15 protein-coding genes are annotated in these 18,794 nt (G+C 37.6%); 4 read left to right on the forward strand and 11 right to left on the reverse strand.

Features of this window, described 5'->3' with window-relative positions:
• The first annotated feature begins 1,187 nt into the window (after positions 1-1,187).
• On the forward strand, positions 1,188-1,754 hold the full coding sequence (locus tag ACFIJL_RS00115) for an SH3 domain-containing protein (RefSeq protein ID WP_375621952.1): 567 nt from the start codon (positions 1,188-1,190) through the stop codon (positions 1,752-1,754).
• Positions 1,755-1,800: 46 nt separating this feature from the next.
• On the opposite strand, the gene irrA is transcribed toward ACFIJL_RS00115, so the two are convergent.
• Positions 1,801-2,313: an iron response transcriptional regulator IrrA gene (gene irrA, locus ACFIJL_RS00120; protein WP_375621953.1), complete on the reverse strand. Its 513-nt coding sequence runs from the start codon at positions 2,311-2,313 to the stop codon at positions 1,801-1,803.
• A 231-nt stretch (positions 2,314-2,544) separates the two neighbouring features.
• On the opposite strand from irrA, the gene fabA reads away from it, so the two are divergent.
• The 3 genes from fabA to fabI are packed head-to-tail and all read left to right on the forward strand — an operon-like array spanning position 2,545 to position 5,199.
• Positions 2,545-3,054: a 3-hydroxyacyl-[acyl-carrier-protein] dehydratase FabA gene (gene fabA / locus ACFIJL_RS00125; protein ID WP_273722474.1), complete on the forward strand. Its 510-nt coding sequence runs from the start codon at positions 2,545-2,547 to the stop codon at positions 3,052-3,054.
• Between the two features lie 57 nt (positions 3,055-3,111).
• The gene (fabB, locus tag ACFIJL_RS00130) at positions 3,112-4,332 is read left to right on the forward strand and encodes a beta-ketoacyl-ACP synthase I (RefSeq protein WP_375612835.1); all 1,221 of its coding nucleotides are present in this window, start codon (positions 3,112-3,114) and stop codon (positions 4,330-4,332) included.
• Positions 4,333-4,380: 48 nt separating this feature from the next.
• Positions 4,381-5,199, forward strand: coding sequence for an enoyl-ACP reductase FabI (fabI, locus tag ACFIJL_RS00135; protein WP_375621954.1), 819 nt, complete (start codon positions 4,381-4,383; stop codon positions 5,197-5,199).
• Between the two features lie 1,763 nt (positions 5,200-6,962).
• Here the strand turns inward: fabI and gpsA are convergent.
• From gpsA to rpsT, 10 genes are all read right to left on the reverse strand, one after another.
• Positions 6,963-7,970 (reverse strand): NAD(P)H-dependent glycerol-3-phosphate dehydrogenase, encoded by a 1,008-nt coding sequence (gpsA, locus tag ACFIJL_RS00140; RefSeq protein ID WP_375621955.1) that lies wholly within the window; start codon positions 7,968-7,970, stop codon positions 6,963-6,965.
• Positions 7,971-8,367: 397 nt separating this feature from the next.
• Complete coding sequence (gene cyoD / locus ACFIJL_RS00145) at positions 8,368-9,276, reverse strand: cytochrome o ubiquinol oxidase subunit IV (RefSeq protein WP_375621956.1); 909 nt, start codon at positions 9,274-9,276, stop codon at positions 8,368-8,370.
• Positions 9,276-9,944, reverse strand: coding sequence for a cytochrome (ubi)quinol oxidase subunit III (locus ACFIJL_RS00150; protein WP_375621957.1), 669 nt, complete (start codon positions 9,942-9,944; stop codon positions 9,276-9,278). Before ACFIJL_RS00150 ends, cyoD begins: the two co-directional genes overlap by 1 nt.
• Complete coding sequence (cyoB, locus tag ACFIJL_RS00155) at positions 9,941-11,959, reverse strand: cytochrome o ubiquinol oxidase subunit I (RefSeq protein WP_375621958.1); 2,019 nt, start codon at positions 11,957-11,959, stop codon at positions 9,941-9,943. Before cyoB ends, ACFIJL_RS00150 begins: the two co-directional genes overlap by 4 nt.
• Positions 11,960-12,034: 75 nt before the next feature.
• A complete protein-coding gene (cyoA, locus tag ACFIJL_RS00160) occupies positions 12,035-13,006 on the reverse strand; it encodes a ubiquinol oxidase subunit II (protein ID WP_273790277.1) in 972 nt (323 codons plus the stop codon).
• Between the two features lie 130 nt (positions 13,007-13,136).
• Entirely contained in the window at positions 13,137-13,589 is a 453-nt protein-coding gene (gene aroQ, locus ACFIJL_RS00165) for a type II 3-dehydroquinate dehydratase (protein ID WP_375621959.1), read from the reverse strand.
• Positions 13,590-13,642: 53 nt separating this feature from the next.
• On the reverse strand, positions 13,643-14,773 hold the full coding sequence (gene recF, locus ACFIJL_RS00170; protein ID WP_375621960.1) for a DNA replication/repair protein RecF: 1,131 nt from the start codon (positions 14,771-14,773) through the stop codon (positions 13,643-13,645).
• Between the two features lie 20 nt (positions 14,774-14,793).
• Complete coding sequence (gene dnaN / locus ACFIJL_RS00175) at positions 14,794-15,915, reverse strand: DNA polymerase III subunit beta (RefSeq protein ID WP_375621961.1); 1,122 nt, start codon at positions 15,913-15,915, stop codon at positions 14,794-14,796.
• A 187-nt stretch (positions 15,916-16,102) separates the two neighbouring features.
• Entirely contained in the window at positions 16,103-17,674 is a 1,572-nt protein-coding gene (dnaA, locus tag ACFIJL_RS00180) for a chromosomal replication initiator protein DnaA (protein ID WP_375621962.1), read from the reverse strand.
• A gap of 701 nt (positions 17,675-18,375) precedes the next feature.
• Positions 18,376-18,642 carry a 30S ribosomal protein S20 gene (rpsT, locus tag ACFIJL_RS00185; protein ID WP_273790272.1) on the reverse strand — a complete coding sequence of 89 codons (267 nt, stop codon included), beginning with the start codon at positions 18,640-18,642 and terminating at the stop codon, positions 18,376-18,378.
• Positions 18,643-18,794 lie beyond the last annotated feature (152 nt).

The following is an 18,794-nucleotide window of genomic DNA, read 5'->3' on the forward strand; positions in this document are numbered from 1 at the left end:
TTGTGTGTAAGATATATGATATCAAATTCATAATCCTCTTTCCCTTCAGTTATGTAACAAAACGATATAATTCCATAACTTTTATATCTCTTGACTCTGTCTCTTCTAAAGGATGACGAATTTCAACCACTGCACTACAGATTTTTTCTTGATAAATTTCTTTTATCTATCACTTATGTAATTCCCCTCATAAATGTATCGAATAAGCCTTTCTATTTCATTCAACTTTCTTCTATACTGAGTTAGAGAAAAAGAAAATTGATAATAAACAGAGAAAACTCTGTTTTTTAATATGGATGAATGTGCCTTTTATTACCATTTTTGATGGAAATATTTTTAAAATTTAAATAACGAGTTAAAGTTTTTAATGCGGAGATTTGTTATTATAAGTAATCATTTTTCATATTAAGTAATAATTCTTAATAACATAAAATTTCTCAACACCTTCTCATATTGAATCAATCAAGATTATCTTCTGGTACATCATAAGCGGGATCCGTATGCAAATAGAATAAAAGCTATTTAAGAAAAAACAAAAATGCTTCTTATGAACACTATAAATAATAGGAACTGCATAATATTGAAAGCTGGTAAATAGAACGATGAAGCCCGCTTATCTACTAATACGGATAAGCATTATCATGGCATAAGATTATAGCAAATTTTATAAAATGGATTATCACGAAAAAGTGTCCTGTTAGCCCTTCATATATCAATCTACTCTATAATGTTGCGCATATTTTTACGCTTAAATGTTTCATTCATCGTATTATTTGGTTCATTTAAAATTTCTTTTCAAGCTATACAATAACCCCTTCACTGAACAGTTTTTTGTTCATAATATGTATACCTATATTTTTATTTCGAAAAATAAACCCAGAAAAGAGATACAACACTTCAACCCTAATCTACTGCACAAAAATTGCTACGACCCAAATATACTTTACTATTTTATCACGTATGCATATAGCTCCATAAAAATCCAATTTTATTTACAGTCATTTTCTCATAAACAAGATATGCACTAAGAAATACAAGCTTTTGTTTTCCTTATTTTGATATTTTTGTAGCAATTTTCTAATCGTTTAGATCTCTTTAACGAGCAGTGTGTCATACTTTTTATCAGTTTCCAGTCTTATCTTTCAGATTTTAAATTTCCAATATATGATGAAATAAAGGAGTTCGGTGTGCAAAATTCTCGTTGGTTTCGCGTTTCAATACTCGCATCATGTATCTTAATAGCAACAGTCATTGTATTCGTTTCACCTCATTTGTTGCATGCACAAACATTTAATCAAAATTTAGGGCCCAGTGGTTTACCACTTCCGCGATTTGCTTCGATTAAACCCACCAGCGTTAATGTACGCGTCGGACCAGGAAGCAACTATTCTATCATTTTTACCTACAAAAAGAAGGGCTTACCTATTGAAATCATTCAAGAATATGATCAATGGCGCAAAATTCGTGATGCAGAAGGCGATGAGGGGTGGGTGTATCAATCGCTTTTATCGGGAAAGCGAACTGCTATAACTATTCCATGGCAAAAAGATAAAACTAAAAGACTAATGCTACGAAAAAATCCCACCGACAACGCAGAACTTGTGGCAGAAGTAGAACCTAATGTCATTGGTAATATCCGCCAATGTGATGGACAATGGTGCGAATTAAATATTAATAATACGCGCGGATGGCTTCAACAACCACAGTTATGGGGAATCTATCCTGATGAAAAAGTAAAAGTAAAAGGCTGGTGAATACTCAAACTCAACAAGTTTAATTTTTATTCCTCATTGAATATCCTCACTGCCTATCACAAGATCGATTTTTTGGTTTCAATCGCACGATTAAATCAACATGTGAAATTTCCATACCTTCTGGTGGCTTAGGCAAATTTCTAATAATGGGAGATTCTTCCAAATTGTAAGGAATATCAAGAATACGATTTTCACCTTCTATATAAAAATGGTAGTGATCAGAGGTATTGGTATCAAACCAAGTTTTTGAGCCTTCTACGGCAATAATCCGTAATAATCCCGCTTCCGTAAATTGATGAAGCGTATTATAAACCGTTGCTAAAGATACAGGTACACCTGCCCTCACCGCTTCCTCATAGAGCTCTTCAGCAGTAATATGACGATTTCCTTGAGAAAAAATCATATGTGCAAGTTCCAACCGCTGACGTGTTGGACGCAGACCATTTTGACGCAAACGTTTTTCTAACATAGAAATGGAATAATATTGCACAATTTTTCCACACTCTTTTGTGCACTGTTGCTCTTCATTCATATCTAAATTGTCTGCACTCACTGACATATTACAAACCCAAATATATTCCTGCTAAATAAGATCAAAATACAAAAAAATGGGAATAGTATGGTGTAATCTTGTATTCCATTTTTAAATAATTACCTATGTAGAATACATAAAAAAAGGCTTTTGTCATTAAAAATGATATAAAATCATTTCCCTCTCTTTAAAATTTGCTCTAAAAGTAGGTTGGGAAAAGCGCAGAAATAAAGATATATGGAAATAAATGGAGTAACAATGGCTGAACAAAAGTCTCGCTACACTTATGAAGAGCTTCTAAGCTGCGCTCGCGGCGAAATGTTTGGTAGAGGTAATGCGCAATTGCCAGCACCGCCAATGTTGATGATTCATCGAATCACTCAAATTAGTGAAACTGATGGTAAATACGATAAAGGAATGGTTCGCGCCGAATTTGACATTACACCAGACATGTGGTTCTTTAATTGTCACTTTATAGGCGATCCCGTCATGCCAGGATGTCTCGGACTGGATGGTATGTGGCAATTAACAGGTTTTTTTCTTGGTTGGCTAGGCGAACCAGGAAAAGGAAGAGCGATATCAACAGGTGAAGTAAAGTTATCAGGGATGGTAACTCCACAAACTAAAATTCTTGAATATGAAATAGATTTTAAGCGTATTCGACGTGGAAATTTAGTCTTAGGAATAGCTGATGGGTGGCTAAAAGCAGATGGAGAGACTATTTATAAGGCGAATGATTTACGCGTTGCTTTATTCAAAGAAGATTGAACGTTATTTCCGTCAGAAAGAACTTTTCACTATTCTATATGGAACGAGGAGGTATGAATGCGTCGAGTTGTTGTAACCGGAATGGGAATTGTCTCCGCGATTGGAAATAACCCTGGAGCTGTTTTAACCAGTTTACGCGAAGCAAAATCCGGAATTTCTTACGCACCTCAATATGCCGAATTAGGCTTTCGTAGTAGAGTTTATGGCAAACCTGATATTAATATAGAAGAACTCGTAGATCGACGTGCTCTACGTTTTCATGGGCGTGGAACAGCATGGAATCACATCGCTATGGATCAAGCAATTGCTGATGCGGGTCTAGAACCGCATGAAGTATCGAACGAACACACGGGTATTATTATGGGTTCTGGAGGTGCTTCAACACATTCAATCGTAGAAGCTGCTGACATTACACGCCAAAAAGGTCCAAAACGTGTTGGACCTTTTGTTGTCCCTAAAGCGATGAGTTCTACAGCATCTGCAACATTAGCAACTTTCTTTAAAATAAAGGGGATCAATTATTCAATCTCTTCAGCTTGTGCTACCTCCAATCATTGTATTGGTAATGCTTACGAAATGATTCAATATGGTAAACAGAAGCGCATCTTTGCCGGTGGCTGCGAAGATTTGGATTGGACACTCTCTGTTTTATTCGATGCCATGGGCGCTATGTCCAGCAGATATAATGACACCCCTCACAAAGCTTCACGCGCTTATGATGTTAATCGTGATGGTTTTGTCATTGCTGGAGGGGCTGGCGTTTTAGTCCTTGAAGATTTAGAACTTGCTAAAGCACGTGGTGCAAAAATCTACGGAGAAATCGTTGGATACGGTGCAACATCCGATGGACATGATATGGTTGCCCCATCAGGAGAGGGAGCGGAGCGGTGCATGCGCATGGCCCTTGCAACAGTCAATAATAAAATTGATTATATCAATCCCCATGCGACAGCAACTCCTGTTGGTGATCCTCCTGAGATAGAAGCTATCCGTCGTGTCTTTGGAGCAGGTGATCAATGCCCCCCTATTTCAGCTACCAAATCTCTAACAGGACATTCCTTGGGAGCAGCAGGTGTTCACGAAGCAATCTATACATTGTTAATGATGAATCATAATTTTATTTGTGAAAGTGCCCATATTGAAGAACTTGATCCAGCTTTTGCTGATATGCCTATCGTTCGTGAACGACGTGATCATCAACAACTGAATACCGTATTGTCAAATACTTTTGGCTTTGGCGGTACCAATGCAACGCTTGTTTTCCAACGTTATGTATAAACAAAAGTTCTTAGTAATTGAAAAAAATACGGTCTTACGGAGAATAATATGAAAGGTTTGATGGAGGGCAAACGCGGCCTTATTATGGGAATTGCGAATGACCATTCAATTGCTTGGGGCGTTGCCTGTCAGCTCGCACAAGCAGGAGCTGAATTAGCGTTGACTTATCAAGGAAATGCTTTTGGAAAACGTGTTCATCCCCTAGCAGATAAACTGGGCTGCAAATTAGTGTTAGAGTGCGATGTTGAAAAAATTGAAGACGTTGACTACGTCTTTGAGCAACTTGAAAAAGAATGGAAAACAATTGATTTTATTGTCCATGCCATTGGTTTTTCAGATAAAAATCAGCTAAAAGGGCGTTACGTTGATGTTACAACACGTGAAAACTTTAAACGCACGATGGTGATTTCAGCTTATTCCTTTACTGAAATTGCCCAGCGCGCCGGTAAGCTTATGCCCAATGGAGGAACACTTCTAACTCTTACCTATGGTGCTTCACAGCAAGTCGTCCCTAATTATAACATCATGGGCGTTGCTAAGGCCGCTTTAGAAGCTATGGTACGTTATTTAGCAGCGGACTTTGGTCCTCAAAATATCCGCGTCAATGCAATTTCAGCTGGTCCTGTTAGAACCTTAGCAGGTAATGGTATTGCAGCTGCACGTGCAATATTTTCACATCAACGCCGTAATGCCCCATTACGTCGTACCGTAAATATTCATGAAATTGGAAAATCTGCTCTTTATCTACTCTCTGACTTATCATCAGGTGTTACAGGTGAAATCCATTATGTTGATTCAGGCTATAACATCATGTCTATGCCAATACTTGAAGAACTAAAAAAAAGTGACGATTCTCAAGAAGGATAAATTTTATTTCATTGCACTAAAAAATAAAATCAATCATGTGCATAGTGCTTTAATCGGGTATTGAGTACTTTCTCAGCTATATAACAGTGTATTGACTTATAATAATATGACGTAAGGCATGTGTACAAGTGTTTGTAAGAATAAGTGAATACAAAACCAGATGTACGATGCCTTGTTTCGCAAAATATTTTATAAAAAGCCGGAATATTTCTTCAATTCATGGTTGATAAAGTTTGTGTTTTATGACGTCATTTACCTTACTAAAGTATACGCTTTTGCCATTGCTTATAAATCAATATCCAACCCTCATGTCACCGCAGTTTGAAACAGAGATTAGAGAATTATTAAAATCCTTAGTTTCAGCTGTTGTGTAGCAAATTGAAAAAAATATTTCTACCGTTTGATTTATTCTTGAAACGCAAATACAATCTAATTTAGGAAGAATATGAAGGCGTAAAGAAATCAATCGTTAATTTTACTATTATTCTTTAATGAGATTTTACGATTTTAAAAGCATCTACATCAATGTTTTTTTAATAATGGAGATTACTCTTTACCTCACACCTTTATTTTGCTCGTTCTTTAATGAAAGCGTTTCTCTGATATGTCAGGTAAAATAGAACACCCAAAAACACTATAGCTGTTGCTCCTTCATGCATTTTTTTAAAAGATATCTCTCAATGCACGCCATTCCATTTCACAATGGTACCTGTAAAACGTATAAAAAATCCCTGTGAAGTATATAAAATCCTTTTTTTATCACCATTTTAATGTTTATACAGATGACAAACTGACACCGTCATTTTACTTGCCATGTGTTGAAACAACACTTGACACTTGAGATGATTCATTAGAAGTATTTTTAATAATTTTTATCCATATACTAACCCGCTTGTGACAAGAAAACACATATTTTTTAATTAACTCAATACAAAAATAAAAGGCTTAAATATCTCTACTGAACAGCTTCAAGTGCCAAGAGCTGTTTCACAACATTGGGGGTAATGGTGCTCGTCTTCCTCCTTCATAAACGTAAAGATGGGGATGTGCACAATGGCTTTATCGTTATACTATTCACGGTCACCGTTGCGAAGTGGACTTGGGAGTTTTAAGAGAGAGGTCTCTTTAAAACAAGAACATGAATATACAACAGCAATCGTGTTTTTTTGGACGTTCTATTTTACCTGACACATCAGAGAAATGCTTTCATTAGAAAATGAGAAAATAAAGGTGTGAGATAATCTCTATTATTTAAAAGATATTGCTTTAGATAGCGTAAAACTGAATTTAAAAATGATTGTAGAAATGGGAACTGGTTTTCATCTTTAAAATTTCATCTTCTTCTCAAAATAGATTGTCTTCTTGTTTTAAAGAATTACAAAAACAGAGATACACAATATCCCTGCCCCGATATTCTTAGCTTATACGTTACATAAATAAGATGCTTCTATCTAATGAGTCTTGTATTATTCTGTTTGCAAATATCATTGTGAGATGAATTTAAGAGACAATAAAAATATCTTGTTCATTACATTACATAAACATGTGTAAGTGGAAACGATAATTTATCTTCAAAGAGATAGCTCTTAGACAAAAACCAAAACTTTTATATTTCAGCCATGTTTCATAAAGAATCGAATGATATGAATCTATAACTTGCTGGAATATGACTGTCTTATACAACCATCAATACAATCTATTTTATATGTCTATCATAGCATGTTTCTATTTTTTACGATTGGAATTATTAAAAAAACAGAACATCATTGTATTTCGTCCTTGAGGGTGCGGTTTAATAATGTGTTTGCCGCTTCAGTTATGTTTTTACCACAATAGAGAATTTGATAAATTTGTTCTACAATGGGCATTTCTACCCCAATACGCTGCGCCAACATATGTACTTCCTTGGTATTTAAATATCCTTCCACAACCTGACCAATTTGTTTTTCCGCTTCTTTTATATCTATTCCTTTACCAAGCAGTATTCCAAAACGGCGATTACGCGACTGATTATCAGTACACGTCAAAACCAGATCACCTAAGCCTGTCATTCCCATAAATGTAGAAAGTTCAGCACCCATAGCCCCCCCTAAACGACTGATTTCAGCTAATCCTCGTGTGATGAGAGCTATTCGGGCATTTGCCCCAAATCCCATGCCATCTGATATTCCTGCACCAATAGCAATAATATTTTTGACTGCTCCCCCTAATTGAACACCAATCATGTCTGAGCTTTTATAAACTCTAAAACTTTTGTCACAATGAAAAAGTTGCTGCAATTCTTTACCAAATACATCATCAGACGCTGCTATCGTCATTGCAGTAGGCCAACCTATAGCCAGTTCTTTAGCAAAAGTGGGTCCAGAAAAAACAGCTAAAGGAATTTTTTCACCTAAAATCTCACGAGCAACTTCTTGTAAGAAACGTCCTGTACCATGTTCTAAACCCTTCGTTGCCCAAATAACACGTGAATGCTGATCCAAATAAGGTTGAACATTATACAAAACTTGATGAAATACATGACTTGGAACAGCAATTAATATATTGTGACTTGCTGTTATTGCAGTTTCAAGCGAAGCTTCAAGTAATAAATTTTCAGGAAATCGAATATCGGGTAAATATACTTGATTACAACGTTGTTCCTGTAATTCTTTGATATGTTGAGGATCATACCCCCAAAGTAAAACACTATGACCATTACGGGCAACAGCAATCGCTAATGCAGTACCAAAAGAACCAGCACCAATAACTGTCATTGCAACGGTTTTCATTAAATTTTCTGATTATTCTCTAAATTTTTGATTTCAATTGCATATTATTATTACAATAATTTTAATGCTATCTTTAATATAAATTCTTTAAATCTAAAAATATTACTGCTTCGTAGCTTTTTTATCTCACACAATATAAAAACTTGTTTCGCACATTCTCTTTCTTTGTAGTAAATTTTACAAACATCACTTTTTGTATATTCTACAAATAGCTATTTGTCTCAAAAATTAAAGCTTGACTAAATACCCCACGGACTTTCTCTTTTAAACTAAAAGTATATTCAAAATCATGATACTTATTCCACTGATATCTTGTACTTATCTCCTTTTTTATATCCTACGAATTTCTTCTACGAGCTGATACATACCGCATCAGCTCCATAGATATTTCTAACAACTACTTCACAGGAAACTGCGTATTTGGATCTTGCTCCATGGGCATTTCTGAACCAGGTGCTTGATCTACAGGAGTTTGCGTACTTAGACCCTGCCCCATGGGCATTTCTGAACCAGGTGCTTGATCTACAGGAGTTTGCGTACTTAGACCTTGCCCCATGGGCATTTCTGAACCAGGTGCTTGATCTACAGGAGTTTGCGTACTTAGACCCTGCCCCATGGGCATTTCTGAACCAGGTGCTTGATCTACAGGAGTTTGCGTACTTAGACCCTGCCCCATGGGCATTTCTGAACCAGGTGCTTGATCTACAGGAGTTTGCGTACTTAGACCCTGCCCCATGGGCATTTCTGAACCAGGTGCTTGATCTACAGGAGTTTGCGTACTTAGACCTTGCCCCATGGGCATTTCTGAACCAGGTGCTTGATCTACAGGAGTTTGCGTACTTGCACCTTGCTCCATCGAAACTTCTGAGCTCTGTATCTTTTCTGGCTGTTTTCTTACGGATATATCTTTGTTTGATAACTGCTCAGACACTGAAGAATCATCTCTACTTGATATTTCCGGTTCAATAACACGCCCTGAACCACCCATCATATTATAATTCAAATGAGAAATAGCCCACCAAGTTCCCCCAATAATAACAAAAACGCAAATAGCAGCAAACCACAACGCGCTTAAATTCCACTTGGCATCTGGACCAGAACTTAAATGTAAAAAGAAAACAATTTGTACGATAATCTGAATAATCGCCATCCCAATAAGATATGCAACCTTTGTACTAATTGCCCAACTTTCCATCATCCCATACATCACAGGAATAAAAGAACCCAAGGTGAAAAATACAGCCAGAATAAAACCAACCAAATAGGAACCAGTACTGGGACCATGTGTTTCATTTTGCATGCTCATCACAACGCTCCTAATAGATAAACCATGGTGAAAACACCAATCCATACAATATCAAGTAAATGCCAAAAAATGGAAAGACATGCTAAACGTGTTTTATTATCCTGATCCAAACCATTACGACGAAGATGAAAAAACATCACAACCATCCAAAGAAGACCAACAGTTACGTGAAGACCATGAGTGCCAACCAAAGCAAAAAATGCTGACCAATAAGCAGAGAGAATTTCCCGTCCAAAAAGCTGTAAACCTGTTGCAGGATCAATACCCGCATAAGCATTTGGATCGAAATAAAAGACCTCATTCAAAAGTTCATGAAATTCGTAAAGTTCCATACCAATGAAGCAACACCCCAATACAAAGGTAATAGCCATCCATAAACGCACACCACTGATGTTATTTTTATGTGCTTGTACCATTGCAAAGCCATAAGTGACGGATGAAAACAACAAGAAAGCAGTCTCAACCAAAACAAACTTTAAATCTATAAACTCATTGCCCGCTTTACCACCGCCATAAGAAGCAGAAAATACAGCAAAACTTGAAAATAGTGTCGAAAACAAGATTAAGTCTGAAAGAATATAGACCCAAAAACCAAACGTCATTACCGAGCTACTATCGTGGTGAAGTTCATCTATAGTACTCGCGTTATTCATTGTTACAGCACTCATACTGTCACTCCTTGTTCTTTAAGAACAGCCGTAAAGGCATCTTCAGTTTTTTGCACTTCTTCAGCTGGAATATAGTAACCATGATGATCACCTGTTAATGAATGACACACAAGCGTTGCAATAAAACCAACCAGTCCAACCGCAACAAGCCACCAAATATGCCAAACAAGCGCAAAACCAACAACTAATGAGAAGAAACCAGCAATAATTCCAGCCGATGTATTTGATGGCATATGAATTTTTGTAAATCCACTTGTCGGCCGTTGATAACCACTTTTCTTCATATTCCAATAAGCATCATCAGACTGTATCTTTGGAAGGAGGGCAAAATTATAGGAAGGAGGCGGTGAAGAGGTAAACCATTCAAGTGTACGTGCATCACCCCAAGAATCATTTAATGTTACCGGTAAGTGACCTTTATGCTTAATACCGTACCAAATCGCCAAAACAACCTGTAACACAAAACAAAGGATACCAAGTAAGATAATACAAGCACCCAATGCAGCAATAATAAACATCGGCTGCCAACTAGGTTCCATGTAATGCTGAAGACGACGAGTCGCCCCCATTAAACCAAGCGCATAAACAGGGAAAAAGGCAAGGTAAAAACCAATAAACCAACACCAAAAAGATGCAATACCTAGTATGCGATTTGGTTTATAACCAAAAACTTTTGGAAACCAAAATGCAATCCCCGCTAAATAAGCAAAAACCACACCTCCAATAATTGTATGGTGGAAATGTGCTATCAAAAAAAGCGAATTATGAAACTGCCAATCAGCAGGGACAATAGATAATAAAACACCAGTTAATCCACCACCAACAAATGTAAAGATCATGCCCATGCACCAAAGCATCGGAGGCTCAAAGCGAATTCGACCTTTATACATCGTAAGCAACCAATTAAAGACTTTTACACCTGTTGGAACTGCGATGATCATTGTCGCAATACCAAAGAAAGTATTCACAGCTTCACCGCCACCCATTGTGAAAAAATGATGTCCCCAAACAAGAAGCGAAAGAATCAAAATAACCAACATGGCCCATACCATCGAAGTATAACCAAAGAGGCGTTTTGAAGAAAACGTTGATACAACCTCGGAAACAATTCCAAAAGCAGGAACAACTAAAACATAAACCTCAGGATGACCAAAAATCCAAACATAGTTAATCCATACCATCGGATTTCCGCCACCAACATTAGAAAAGAAATTCATGTTCAAATAACGATCACATGCCAAGAGTGCAAATGCTACAGCCAAGACAGGGTAAATGACTAAAATAAGAACATTGCTGACAAAAGCACTCCAACAAAAAACAGGCATTCTCATCATTGTCATTCCAGGAGCACGCATTTTAATCATCGTTGCAATAAAATTTACTGATCCCATTGTTGTTGCAATACCAGAAAGCTGAAGGGACCATAAATAATAATCTACCCCTGTATCTGGACTCGTTTGCAATTCTGTAAAAGGTGGATACATCAGCCAACCACCACGACCAAAATTACCAACACCTAGGGATATGTTAATCAATATTGCCCCCGCAGCCGTAATCCAAAAACCTAGATTATTTGCAAAGGGAAAAGCAACATCACGCGCACCAATTTGAAGGGGTATAAGATAATTAAAAAGACCAAATAAAATAGGCGTGGCCATGAAAAAAATCATGATCGTACCATGCGCCGAAAAAATTTGATCAAAATGCTCAGGGGGCAAATAACCTGCTGTTTCACTCCCAAGAGCTAAAGCTTGATGCGTTCGCATCATAAGTGCGTCCGCAAAACCGCGAACAAGCATAATAATTCCAAGAACGATGTACATAATACCTATGCGTTTATGGTCAACCGTTGTAATCCAATTTCGCCATAGAATCCCCCACCACCCAAGTGCTGTTAAAGCAATAACAGCAATTAAACCAACCAAAACAATCGCAATACATGTATACAAAACGATCGGTTCATGTGCAAGCGCATGAAAAGCACCTGCCGTAGGATCTGTAAGTCTTCCAAACATTTCTCAACCCATTTCAAATGAAATTCAAGTTTAAAAGAAACCTTTGTTAAAAGGGCTCTTTACTTTATTGACTCTTTAAATAACATCAGGATCAAACACTGAACATAGTGCACCCCATAGCGTCTGAGCAGCAGCACGTTTCATTAAATCTTCATTACATACCGTCTTTTCATCGACACATCGATTAACAACACGATAATAAAGCCGCTTCTCAACAGGTGCAAAATAACGAACTTCAGCATCTTTTTCCTTCGCAGCAATATCACCCATACGAGGCGCAATAGAAAGTTGACGATAAGATGCACGATCAAGTACTCGACCATTAGCCCGAGCTTTTACGATCCAATCCTCAAAATCCTGCAAAGACACAGAATGCCACTTAAACCGCATACTCGAAAAACCATCACCACTGTAATTTGCTGAGGCTCCTTTGAATACTCCTTGCTCTTCAGCGACCAAATGCAACTTAGCATTCATCTGCGGCATAGCGTAAAGAACTGTACCCAATTTGGGAACCCAAAAAGCATTGACAGAATTCTCTGACGTTAATTGCAATAAAACTTGACGTCCTTCAGGCGCATAAATCTCATTAATCGATGCAACACCATATTCAGGATAAATAAAAAGCCATTTCCAATCAAGAGCAACAGCATCAATCTGTAATGGCTTTCCTTCACCCACAACTTCCACTGGAAGAGGATTTGTAGGTTCAAGCTTATAGGTATAATAAGCTGTTAATGAACCTAAAACCATTACAATTACAACTGGAATACCCCACATCAATGCTTCAATTTTATTTGAATGCGCCCAATCAGGAGAATAGTCCGCTTTCATATTCGATGCACGATATTTTATAGCTAAAAATACCACACTCACCATAACTGGGATGACAATACAAAGCATCACCACCACACAAACAACGATCAAAATGAGCTGTTGACGTGCAACATAACCTGATGGCTGTATAACATCAATTTTACAACCAGACAAAAGCAGTGCTCCCCCTAAAATCACAAGCATTTCTAATTGTCTAACAAAGCTTTTCACCTTTATTTACCCCCGTCATACGCACTAAAAATTGTCATAAATATATACCTCACATTGTACAGATTTGAAAATAATTATCAAGAGAATTCAATGCCTATATTACTCTTATTAAACGCCTACTCTTTATCTATCACAATTTAATTGTTTTGCTTAATTGTTTTGCAATATACTCAAGTGCAAACCAATATCCATCACCTCCACACCCAGTTATGACAGCGTCTACACCTGCAGATGTATAAGAATGGTGACGAAAAGCTTCACGCTGATAAATATGAGATAAATGAACTTCTACTTTCGGCCCTGAAAACATTTTTAGGGCATCAAGAAGTGCAACAGATGTATGACTGTAAGCCGCTGGATTAATGATCAATCCAGAACTTGCCTCTATTGCTTCTTGTATCCATGCTACTAATTGCCCTTCACAGTTACTTTGATAAAAATTTATTATAATATCATTTTTTTTTGCCCATTCTCTGCAAAATTTTTCAATATCTTCTAGAGTTTCAGTTCCATAAATTTCTGGCTCACGTTGACCTAGAAAATTTAAATTAGGACCATTTAAAATCGTTATTATCTCTGACATAGCAAGCCTTTTCTTTTAGACCTATCACTTATAAAAAAATATTTAGCATGTTTTTACGGCAATAAAGCTCCATCCTTAATTTCAAAAAATTCTGCGCGTCCTTTTATGTCATCAAATAAAAGACGATCTGTACCTGTCATAAATGTTTGTACAGCTAAATCATCAAGAATATCAAATAAAGCAGCACGTCGATGCGAATCAAGATGGGCTGCCATTTCATCAAGAAGAAGAATGGGAGCTCTTTCCGACATCATACCTGTTAGACGTGCATGACACAAAATTAAACCTATCAGCAGCGCTTTTTGTTCACCTGTTGAACAAGATGTTGCTGCTCTATTTTTATCAGCATAAAAAATTTGCAAATCTGCACGATGTGGTCCTTCTAACGTCCGACCAGCAGCACGATCTATTGCGCGATTATGCCGTAATCGATCACAAAATTGTTCTTCAACTTCAGTTGCTGATATTTCACTAAGAGCTGTTTCCAAAAAACCATCAATTTGCAAAAAAGCTCGTGGAAAAGGTATCTGTGATGGCATTTGTGTAAACATGTCATTTAAAAGACGAATAACATCAACACGCGCCGCAGAAATAGCTATCGCCAGTTCTGCCATCTGCTTTTCTAAAGCATCAAACCAAGCACAATCTTCATTTCCATCTAAAAACAAACGATTACGTGCGCGCATAGCTCTATCATAATCGGCTATGCGGCGCCTATGCAAGGGATCAATCGCCAAAACCATACGATCCAAAAAACTACGGCGCTCAAGTGAAGGACCTGTAAAAAGACCATCCATAGACGGTGTTAGGACACTAATATGACAATAATCTGTTAGGCAATCACTCGACTCATTCACACCATTAATATGGACCTTTCGACTGTTATCGCTAACCTCGAAAGCTGTACCAATCTTTACTTCACCATAAAGAGCGCATTCAAGACGCGCAAATACAACAAATCCTCCACCACCATCTACAAAGCTAACGTCAGAATAAACAGCACGCCGCAAACCACGGCCAGGAGAAAGAAAAGATAATGCCTCTAAAAGATTCGTCTTACCAGCACCATTATGGCCAGTAAAAACCACATGCTGACCAGAAAAATGAATATTGAAAAAAGAATAATTGCGATAACGTAAAAGCTTCAGCTGCCTCACTGCCACTTTGTGCACATGACTGGCCATACATTGCAAAACAACCGCCCCTAAACGCGAATAGGCATCAGTACATAGAGCACATCCACATCATCATTATCACGAATCAGAGCGGGTGCTCCAGCCTCAGCCAACATAAAAACCATCTCATCGCTTGAAAGCTGCCCAGCAATATCCAAAAGATAACGTGAATTAAACCCTATCTCAAGCGGTTCAGATGCATAAGTTACTGATAATTGATCTTCTGCACTGCCCGAATCTGGGCTATTAACAACAAGCCTTAACTGTCCATGCTCAATCGTTAATTTAACTGCACGCCCCCGATCACTTGAAATCGTTGAAACACGATCAACGGCAGAAGAAAAGTCCTGCCTATTAACAATTAATTCTTTATCATTTCCAAGAGGGATAACACGTTGATAATCTGGAAATGTTCCATCAATTAATTTTGATGTAAAAATCACAGAGCCTATAGAAAAACGAATTTTTGTCTCTGAAAGCTCTATACATACATCGCTATCATTTTCTTCTGAAAGAAGTTTTTGCAATTCTCCTACAGCTTTACGGGGAACAATGACACCGGGCATTCCTTCAACTCCCGAAGGAGCTTCCATCTCAACTTGTGCCAAACGATGACCATCAGTTGCAACCAAACGCAATTTCAAAACACCATCATTAATAATATGGAAATAAATACCATTAAGATAATAACGGGTCTCTTCAGTAGAAATAGCAAACTGTGTACAATCAAGTAAATGTTTTAAGCCTGACGCCGATAAAGAAAAACGACAACCAAACTGCCCAGGAAGCGACTCTGGAAAATCTGCCTTCGGAAGACATTGAAGCTGAAAATGTGCACAACCCGAAACAACAGACATTGTACCTGCTTGATTCTCATCGACGGACAACACAACCTCATTGCTATCAGGAAGTTTTCGAATGATATCATAGAGCAAATGTGCTGGAACAGTTGTTGCTCCAGCTTGTTTAACATTAACTGCAAAAGATTCCGTAACCTCTAAATCAAGGTCTGTTGCTTTTAACTGCACACGGCCATTTTCTGCATCAATCAGCACATTCGATAAAATAGGAACAGTATTACGGCGCTCTACCACACGGTGAACCCGACCAAGAGACTTGAGAAATTGACTGCGATCAACTGTAATACGCATAAAAGCCCCGTATGATTTACTAAAAACTATAAGAATTCTTTAGAATTAAAGAATAGACCCTCTTTAAAGAATCGCCTGTTAAAGTCTATTAAACCTCTCTTAAAATGGCAAGTCACTCCTGCATAAGAAAAAATAAATCTTTTCATTAAATTCTTTAAAGTCTCTCCAAAGAAAGAAACGATAAACACTATACAGCCTGTTCTCCAATCAACCGCTTAAGCAATTCAAGTTCCTTAGCCAAGGTCTGATCACCACAAACCAAATCTTCAATTTTACGCACAGCGTGTAAAACTGTCGTATGATCACGCCCACCAAAACGACGCCCAATTTCTGGCAATGAGCGAGGAGTTAATACTTTTGCTAAATACATTGCAACTTGCCGTGGTTTCACAACCGTACGTGTTCGACGATTAGATAACAAGTCCTGTTTAGAAACATTATAATGGCGTGCTACCGTACGCTGAATTTCTTCAATCCGAATGCGCTTAGGTTCACCAGGACGTGTCAAATGACCTAATAACTCATCAATCCGCTCTAAAGATAAATCAGACTCAAAAGATTGACGAAACAAGAGCTGATTAAATGCACCTTCAATATCACGCCCAGACCCTAAAACCGTTTTCGCAATATATTCCAAGATATCATCAGAAATTGATACCATGCCATCATCTTGTTGTGCCACCTTCAACCGCTGGCGCAACATTTGCAAACGCATTTCATAATCTGGTGCTTCAATTTCAAGAGCTACCCCTCCCTGAAGACGAGAGCGAACGCGAAGATCAAGCGATTCTAATTCTGCTGGTGGACGATCTGCAGCGACAACAACCTGTTTTGCACTATCAAGCAACATATTAAGCAAATGGCAAAACTCGTGTTGTATCGACTTACCCTGCAAAAACTGCATATCATCAATAATCAAAAGGTCGATATCACGAAGCTGTTCTTTAAAAGAAAGAGCATCATTATCACGAATAGCTGTTGCAAAACGCCACATAAAATATTCAGCAGTTAAATAAATAACGCGCGCAGACGTTAAACGCTTCAATGCAGAAGCAGCAATCGCTTGAAGCAAATGTGTTTTTCCTAAGCCAACAGATGCGTGAATAAAAAGAGGATTAAAACGTAAAGCACTTTTATGCCCCTCCGCAATGGAACGCGCAGCTGCTAAAGCAACACGATTAGAAGCCCCCTCAACAAAACTTCCAAAAGTATAGCGAGAATCAAGCGGAGATCCAAAAACTCCCGTTTGAGAACTCTTAACTAAATGCTCTGCGCAACTTTCAATAAAAGATGAAGTCGCCTGCTCCTCTAGCACAACAGGAGGAACACTTCTTTTACAAACGACATCTCTTGAAACGCGTTCCATACCACGAACAATAACTTCAACACGGAGAATTGCTGAATTCTCTTGTTTCCATAAATGAGTCAAAAGAGAACCATAGTGATTATTAATCCATGAACGTAAAAAAGCAGTAGGAACAGAAAGCTTTACAAGAGTATGACTATATTCAGCAAGCTTCACGCGCCCAAACCAACTGGTATAAGCCTCAACACCAACCTGCACCTTCAATTGCGCCATAACACGTATAAAAGCCGCCGCACTTTCTTCCTCTGAAACAATAGAATGCCCTATAGGAGCATTTCTACAAACGTTCTCATCACTCTCCGTCATCCTATTCTTTATTATGTTCTCTGCCGACAGGATATTTACCGAAACCCTTTTAAAGGAACTAACTTTAGAGTTCAATTTATCCACCATCTTCCATCCTGATAAAAATAAAATTTTGTCCTGCCAAACAGCTAAAATAAATCTAGCGAAGGCAAAACGCCCTACCCCAAATAAGATTACTCACCCTCCCCTAGGATAGCCTCATCACAACCCCACTAACAAAGATGACCAATAAGATTTACTTGCACTCATGATATGACCTACCCTTCTAAAATGGTAAACATATCTATTAAGAAAACTAAAAAACTGTCAGAAAACCTCTCCAACACAAAAACTTCGAAAAGCCTAAATCAAAACATCTTGTATTCAACAAAATACAGAATAATGTGCTGATTGACCCCTTCATGCTTTTTAGTCTTCATAAGAACCATACAAAACAGCAGCGGTAAAATGCAAGAGGTCAAAATAAAATCAAAAAAACCGAAAAAAATGCTTATATCAATGAAGACTGAAAAAAATATTGATTCAATTCATTTTTTTTCTCTAAATTTACCAATAATTAAAGAATCTCATCAGATTTAAAAAAAAAAATAAAATGCTTGACAAAAAAGACTCTGTAAAAATCCACAAAGCTTGTGGATAACCATACTCCCCCCCTATAAACTTTCTCTCCTTTTTCAAGGGGAGAATCATTATCGATTCTTATTTTCAATAGAAACTTTTTGAAACAATAAACAAAAAGCCAGCATCCATAAGGATACTGGCTTTTTTATCAATAAAGGAAAAAAAGCTTAAACGCTGAGAGCCTTCAAACGTTTAGCTAAACGCGATACTTTCCTCGCAGCAGCATTTTTATGAAAAACCCCTTTAGAAACTGCACGCATAATTTCAGGCTCAAAATTCTTAAATGCAATCTCTGCAGACGCCTTATCGCCACCCGCTAAAGCATCATCAAACTTACGTATAAAAGTACGAACGCGTGAACGGCGGGCCTTATTAACCTGTGTGCGCGCCGCAACCTTGCGCACCGCTTTTCGAGCAGAAGGTGTATTCGCCATAAATATAATCTCTCTTTCAACACCTTGGTAAAATGAGTCTCAATAACAACTCTACCAATATAAATAAATCCAACCCAAGCAAAACTATAAAGCTGCCTATAACTGTGTGGTTTATAGCGCAATCCCAAAGCTAACGTCAATTAGATTTTCAA

Source organism: Bartonella sp. TT119HLJHH (genome assembly GCF_042193385.1).
In the GTDB taxonomy this organism is placed as follows: domain Bacteria; phylum Pseudomonadota; class Alphaproteobacteria; order Rhizobiales; family Rhizobiaceae; genus Bartonella.